The organism is Halomonas sp. TH-94 (genome assembly GCF_057473365.1).
Genome location: NZ_JBYCKL010000030.1, coordinates 34,182 through 40,740, shown reverse-complemented (window position 1 = coordinate 40,740; position 6,559 = coordinate 34,182). Strand labels below are relative to the sequence as shown.

The following is a 6,559-nucleotide window of genomic DNA, read 5'->3' as shown; positions in this document are numbered from 1 at the left end:
TGATGCCCAGCCCCGGCTCGACGGCATGGCCAGGCGTCTACTCGAGATCGAGGAAACGCGGGGGGTAGGCATTTATAGCGATCAGGGGCTGATTGAGCTGGAAATGGGCCGGAATCGTGCCCAGGTAGCCACATCGTCGCCCCGCGAAATGCAGCTCGATAGCAGCGGCGACCTGTGGCGCCTGATGATGCCCCTGATCGCAGCGGAAAACGGTGCTTCCGGAGCCACTCAGGCCTGGATCGAACTCGATATCGATACCCGCGCCCTCACCCTGGACTACTATCGGCGTCTGGCAACCACGGGGCTGAGCCTGTTGCTCTTGGGGCTGCTGCTATTCGTCATCGCCTCGGCGCTCGGCCGCCGGCTCGACTCCAGTCTGGACGGTGCAGCAGAAGCGCTCAGACGCCTGCGCAGTGGCGACCTCGAGGCACGTCTACCCGAGCAAGGGGCTCCGGAACTACGACGCCTGGCACGACACGTCAACGCCCTGGGCGACGAGATGCAGCAGTCGCGCGAGAACACCCAGCGACTGATCGAGCAGACCACGTCAGATCTGGAAGAGTCGATGGAAACCATCGAGATAAAGAACATCGAACTCGATCTGGCTCACCGCAGGGCGCTGGAGGCGAATCGCATCAAGTCGGAGTTTCTGGCCAACATGAGTCACGAAATCCGCACCCCGTTGAACGGCATCATCGGCTTCTGCCGACTGTTGGGGCGCTCCCGCCTGGAACCACGTCAGCGCGAGTGGCTCGACCAGGTCCAGGTGGCTTGCGACAACTTGCTGGCTCTGGTCAATGACGTACTCGATTTCTCGCGCATGGAGGCCGGCCGGCTGGAGCTGGACCGCGCCGAACTGGACATGGTCGCACTGGTCGACGAAGCCCTGGCGCTACAGGCACCGTTGGCTCACCAGAAGGGCCTGCACCTGCTTGGGCTGGTCTACGATGACGTGCCTTCACCGCTCCGTGGCGACCCGCTGCGCATACGTCAGGTCTTGACCAACCTGACCCACAACGCGCTCAAGTTCACCGAGCGAGGCGAGGTCATCGTTCGCGTCATGGTCGAGGAGCAGCGCGATGCGGGTCACGTCCTGCTGCGTATCAGCATCAGCGATACCGGTATCGGGCTCACCCCCCAGGAGCAGCACAATCTTTTCCAGGCGTTTCGTCAGGCCGCTGCCAGCCACCCGCGGCAGTACGGCGGTTCGGGCCTTGGGCTGGCAATCAGCCGTCAACTGGTCGAGCAGATGGGTGGACAGATCACCGTGGAAAGCGAACCTTCACACGGTTCGACCTTCTCGTTCACATTACCGCTCGACGTTCTGGGCTGCTCGGTGGAGACCCATGAGACAATTCTCGAGGGCAGCCGCGTGGCGCTCTACGAACCCCACGCCCCGACTCGCCATGCCTTGAACCATCTGCTCACGCTATGGGACGGAGAGGTGGAAGAACTCACTCAGCCGAACCTGACGCCCCCCTACCCTGCACTGATGGTCGCCGCTCTACCCACCGAGCTGAACGACGATGTCATCAATGAATGGCGAACCCGCCTCCAGACTTGCCCCTGCCCGGTGCTGCTGCTGGTCAACATGGCGCCCCTCGACATGCCCGACCTGCAGCTCCCACGAGGCTGCGAGATCCTGTGCAAGCCGGCCTCGCGTCAGGCACTCGCCGATGCCCTGCGCCGCTGTTACGCAGCCAAGCAGCGTCCGATGCTGGAAGCAAGAAGCGACGTTCAGCCGCGGGTGCTGGTAGTGGATGACAACACCATCAACCGACGGCTGCTGAGGGAGCTGCTCAAACGCCCGGGCCTGGAGCTGAGCGAAGCAGGAAGTGGCGAAGAGGCGCTGCGACTCGCCGAAGGGGAAATTTTCGACCTGGTACTGATGGATATCCGCATGCCCGGGATGGACGGCATCGAGACCACCCAAGCACTACGCCGACTAGGCGGGCCCTGGACCCGCTGCCCGATCATCGCTGTGACCGCCCATGCCCATGACAGCGAGCGCCAGCGGCTTCATGCCGCCGGCCTGCAGGAAGTGCTGATAAAACCCGTGGATTCCAATCGGCTGGAGACCGTACTGCAACGCCACATTGGCCTGGTCCCACCCTCGGTCGAACCTGCCGACACCCCCGCCACGCTCCCTGGCCGAGAAAGGGAAGAAGTGGCGAGCGACCTGGCGGTAGTCGATTTGGTGCTAGGTGCACGGCTGGCCAACGGCAGCGAGAGCCTGGCCCGGGAGCTGATAGACGAACTCGTCGCTTCATTGCCGGCGACCCTCGAGGAGCTACACGCCGCGCTCGCGACTGGCGATGCCGAGATCCTGCTGGATGCGGTGCACGCCCTCAACGGCGCCTGCCGCTATTGTGGCGCTCCGGAGCTTGCCCTGGTGGCGGAGACACTGGAAACCCGGATTCGATCACGCGGAATGGATGATCTCAGCTCGCTGCTCGACGATCTTTTCCGCGCTATCGAACGACTGCGCAAATGGCATGCCGAGACTCACCAAGCCACGGCGAACGCACCTCTCGACAGTAGCAGCCCCGCTGCCCCTCTCCAGGATGGTGAATCGCCCTGAAACCGGATCATTCGGCGTCGTGATCATGCTCATGGTGATGATCGTGCTCATGGTGATGATCGTGCTCCTCCAGCGAGGCAATGAAACCCGCCTCCTGGCCGGCGATGATCAGCCGCTTCATCTCGGCCACGGCCTCCTTGAGGCCGACAAACAGAGCTCGGGCGATGATGGCATGTCCAATGTTGAGCTCGTTCAGCCCTGGAATCGCCGCTATGGCCTCGACGTTGTGGTAATGCAAGCCGTGCCCGGCATTGACCGTCAGCCCCAGTTCCAGCGCCATCTCCGTCGCAGCTGACAGACGCGCATGCTCCTCGCGTGCCACCCGGCCCTCGCCCTCGGCGTAGGCCCCGGTATGCAGCTCGATGACCGGGGCTCCGCAGCGCTTGGCCGCCTCGATCTGAGTGGGTTCGGGATCGATGAACAGCGACACTTCACAGCCCGCAGCCGCCAGACGGCGGCATGCATCGGCAATGGCATCGAAGCTCCCCACCACATCGAGCCCGCCTTCGGTGGTCAGCTCTTCACGCTTTTCCGGCACCAGGCAGACATGCGCCGGGCGGATCTCCTCGGCCAGCGCCAGCATCTCCTCGGTCACCGCCATTTCCAGGTTCATGCGCGTATTGAGCACCTCGGCCAGGATTCGTACGTCGCGCTCCTGGATATGCCGACGGTCCTCGCGCAGGTGCACGGTGATACCGTCGGCGCCCGCTTCCTCGGCCAACAGCGCCGCCTGGACAGGGTCGGGATATCGAGTGCCACGGGCCTGACGCAGGGTGGCAATGTGATCGATGTTTACGCCAAGCAGAATGCGCGGGGGATTCATGTCGCTCTCCGGCAGAGATAAAGTAAGGCAGTCAGTGTGAGGGGGGGCGGCGCCGTTCGGCAAGCTGGCGCATCAGTTCACGCGAGCGCAATGGTCGCGCGCCAAGCAGGGGCGCCAGCGCCGCACGGGCTATGGCCTTGGTCGGCCCGGCCAGGCCCGGCGCAGACAGATCGCCACCTGCCAGCAGGCGCAGGGTGCGTCCATCGATACCGGGGTCACCGGGCACGAAGGCGCGCGAGAGACTGTCGAAGCGGTAGCGGCCCTGGGGGTCGAGCTCGCCTCCCTCCGGGGTGGTATAACGTGGCGCGGCATCCAGCGTTTCGAGCAGGGAGAACTCGAGACGTCGCAGCGCTACGGCGCGGCCCTCGGGCCGCGGCAGCGCGTCGAGCAGCGCCGCATAGAAGGCGAATACGTCCCCGGCCGGCAGCTCCACCGGCAACGTTCGCGTCAGCAGCTCGTTGGCATAGAGGCCGCAAATCAGCCCTTCACCCACCAGCAGGGCCGCCGCACCGCGACTTTCCATCAAGCGCAGACGCTTGAGCTCCCCATCCCCACCCCAGGTGACGTGCAGTGGAGCGAAAGGCTGCAGCCGGCTGCGCGAGCGCGAGCCCGGCCGTTGGACTCCCTGAGCTACCGCGCGGACGCGCCCATGCTCCAGGGTAAGCAGTTCCACCAGCGCGCTGGTTTCGCGATAAGGGCGTTTGTGGAGAAGGAAGGCCGGCTGTGGCTGCATGGTCAGTCGAGATCGTAACCGAGGCTCTTCAACGCTCTCTCGTCGTCCGACCAACCGCGCTTCACCTTGACCCACAGGTTGAGCATGACTTTGGCGTCCAGCGCCCGCTCCATGTCGAGCCGTGCCTCGCGCCCGATATTCTTGATCCGCTCGCCTTTATCACCGATGAGGATCTTCTTCTGACCGTCACGCTCCACCAAGATCAGGGCGCTGATATGTACCACCCTGCCCTCGTCGCGAAACTCTTCGATCTCGACCGTCACCTGATAGGGCAGTTCGTCCCCCAGTTGACGCATGATCTTCTCGCGCACCAGCTCGGCCGCCAGGAAACGCTGGCTCCTGTCGGTGATCTGATCTTCGGGGAAGTGGTGGATACCCTCGGGGAGGTGTTTGGCGACCTCCGACTCCAGTTCCGGCACGTTGGTGCCGTGCTTGGCGGAAATCGGGATGATGGCGGCAAACTCACGTCGCGCACCGACCTCGGCCAGCCACGGAAGCAGCGTGCTCTTGTCTTCGAGACGGTCGACCTTGTTGACGGCCAGGATCACCGGCGCATCGACGTGCTCCAGCCGTGTCAGGACCACCTGATCCTCCTCGGTCCAGCGGGTACGGTCGATGATGAAAACGACGCAGTCCACGTCACGCAGCGCCTGAGTGGCAGCCTGATTCATGAAGCGGTTGATCGCCTTGTTGCGATCGCGCCCCAGGATATGAATCCCCGGCGTGTCGACGTAGATGAACTGGGCCTCGCCCTCGGTCTTGATGCCCATGACCTGGTGTCGGGTAGTCTGGGGTCGGCGCGAGGTGATCGACACCTTCTGACCGAGAATGCGGTTCATCAGGGTCGATTTACCGACGTTGGGGCGGCCAACGATGGCTACGAATCCACAGGTCTCGCTCATGATGACTGCCCTTTGCGGTTCTCGAGCTGAAGCAGCGCAAGCTCGGCTGCCTGCTGCTCGGCATGCCGACGACTGGACCCGGTACCCAGGGTATGCGAATCCAGCAGCTCGACGTGACACTGAACGGTGAACGTCTGATCGTGCGCTTCACCTTCTACCGATACCACATCGTAGCGTGGCAGCGGTGATTGACGCGACTGCAGGAACTCCTGCAGTCGCGTCTTGGGATCCTTCTGCGTGTCCTGCAGGTCGATCGACTCCAGGCGCTCGGCATACCAGGCCAGCACGCGGGTTCGCGCTACGTCCATTCCGGCATCGAGATAGATGGCGCCGAGAACGGCTTCCACGGCATCGGCCAGAATCGAGTCGCGGCGATGACCGCCGCTCTTCATCTCGCCGGAACCCAGCCGGAGACACTCGCCGAAGGACATCTCTCGCGCCAGCTCAGCCAGGGTCTGACCACGGACCAGCCGTGCCCGCAGGCGAGAAAGCTGCCCTTCACGAGCCAAGGCAAACCGCTCGTAGAGCGCCTCGGCAATGACGAAATTGACGATGGAGTCGCCGAGAAACTCCAGGCGCTCGTTGTTCTGGCCACCGAAACTGCGGTGCGTCATGGCCAGTTCCAGCAGCGTGATGTCGTTGAACGTATGGCCGATACGTCGGCTGAAAGCGGTAAGGGATTTGCTCACGTAATTCCTGTCATTACTGTTCCATCATTGGATGCGGCGAACCTGAGTGAAGCTGGGCAAGCCTCCATCCCAGTGCATCCACACGGCGAAAGCTCGACCGACGATGTTTTCCTCGGGCACGAAACCCCAGTACCGGCTGTCGTTGGAGTGGTCGCGGTTGTCACCCATGGTGAAGAAGTGCCCTTCCGGCACGACGATCTCGCGCACGCGTGGGCCTGGGTCACGTGGATTATTGTAGATACGATGACTGACCTCACCCAGGCTCTCTTCCAGCAGCCACTCGCCCCGAGCAGTAGGCGGCGACTCGTCCAGCAGTCGCTTGGGCACCGGCTCGCCGTTGATATAGAGCTGCTTGTCCTCGTAGCGCACCGTATCGCCCGGCAGCCCAACCACGCGCTTGATGAAATTCACCGAGGGCTCGTTGGGAAAGCGGAAAACCATGACGTCACCGCGCTCGGGCTCGCCCAGCTCGACGAACCGCGTGTGGGTCACGGGTAACCGCAGGCCGTAGGCGAACTTGTTGACAAGAATGAAGTCGCCCACCTCCAGGGTCGGACGCATGGAACCGGAAGGGATCTGGAAGGGCTCGACCAGAAAGCTGCGCAGCAGCAGCACTACCAGCAGGACCGGGAAGAAGGAGCGGGCGTAATCGACCGGCCAAGGCTCCTTCATGACGCGCTCGCGGGTGCTCTCGTCCAGCCCTTCCGTGGTAGCGGTCTCGACGGAGGCCAGCTTCTTGCGGCGCAACGGACGCCACCAGACTATATCGAGCAACCAAATGAATCCGGTGATGGCGACAGCCACCACCAGCAATAAAGAGAAATCCATGAT

General features: G+C 63.2%; 6 protein-coding genes. 1 reads left to right on the top strand and 5 read right to left on the bottom strand.

Annotation, left to right across the window (positions count from 1 at the left end; translation table 11 throughout):
* The coding region (locus AC2VNO_RS05265) for an ATP-binding protein (RefSeq protein ID WP_486933151.1) at positions 1–2,581 on the top strand (2,581 nt) is incomplete at its 5' end.
* Between the two features lie 7 nt (positions 2,582–2,588).
* Here AC2VNO_RS05265 and pdxJ read toward each other — a convergent pair.
* The 5 genes from pdxJ to lepB are packed head-to-tail and all read right to left on the bottom strand — an operon-like array spanning position 2,589 to position 6,556.
* On the bottom strand, positions 2,589–3,404 hold the full coding sequence (pdxJ, locus tag AC2VNO_RS05260; RefSeq protein ID WP_486933150.1) for a pyridoxine 5'-phosphate synthase: 816 nt from the start codon (positions 3,402–3,404) through the stop codon (positions 2,589–2,591).
* Positions 3,405–3,435: 31 nt separating this feature from the next.
* Entirely contained in the window at positions 3,436–4,137 is a 702-nt protein-coding gene (gene recO, locus AC2VNO_RS05255; RefSeq protein ID WP_486933149.1) for a DNA repair protein RecO, read from the bottom strand.
* Between the two features lie 2 nt (positions 4,138–4,139).
* Positions 4,140–5,039 carry a GTPase Era gene (gene era / locus AC2VNO_RS05250; RefSeq protein WP_486933148.1) on the bottom strand — a complete coding sequence of 300 codons (900 nt, stop codon included), beginning with the start codon at positions 5,037–5,039 and terminating at the stop codon, positions 4,140–4,142.
* Positions 5,036–5,728 carry a ribonuclease III gene (rnc, locus tag AC2VNO_RS05245; protein WP_228577325.1) on the bottom strand — a complete coding sequence of 231 codons (693 nt, stop codon included), beginning with the start codon at positions 5,726–5,728 and terminating at the stop codon, positions 5,036–5,038. Before rnc ends, era begins: the two co-directional genes overlap by 4 nt.
* A gap of 24 nt (positions 5,729–5,752) precedes the next feature.
* Positions 5,753–6,556 (bottom strand): signal peptidase I, encoded by an 804-nt coding sequence (gene lepB / locus AC2VNO_RS05240; RefSeq protein WP_486933147.1) that lies wholly within the window; start codon positions 6,554–6,556, stop codon positions 5,753–5,755.
* Positions 6,557–6,559 lie beyond the last annotated feature (3 nt).

Coding starts and splice junctions, on each gene's coding strand:
- recO (WP_486933149.1), bottom strand. CDS start 4,137: ATGCAGCCACAGCCGGCCTTCCTTCTCCACAAACGCCCTTATCGCGAA.
- lepB (WP_486933147.1), bottom strand. CDS start 6,556: ATGGATTTCTCTTTATTGCTGGTGGTGGCTGTCGCCATCACCGGATTC.
- pdxJ (WP_486933150.1), bottom strand. CDS start 3,404: ATGAATCCCCCGCGCATTCTGCTTGGCGTAAACATCGATCACATTGCC.
- era (WP_486933148.1), bottom strand. CDS start 5,039: ATGAGCGAGACCTGTGGATTCGTAGCCATCGTTGGCCGCCCCAACGTC.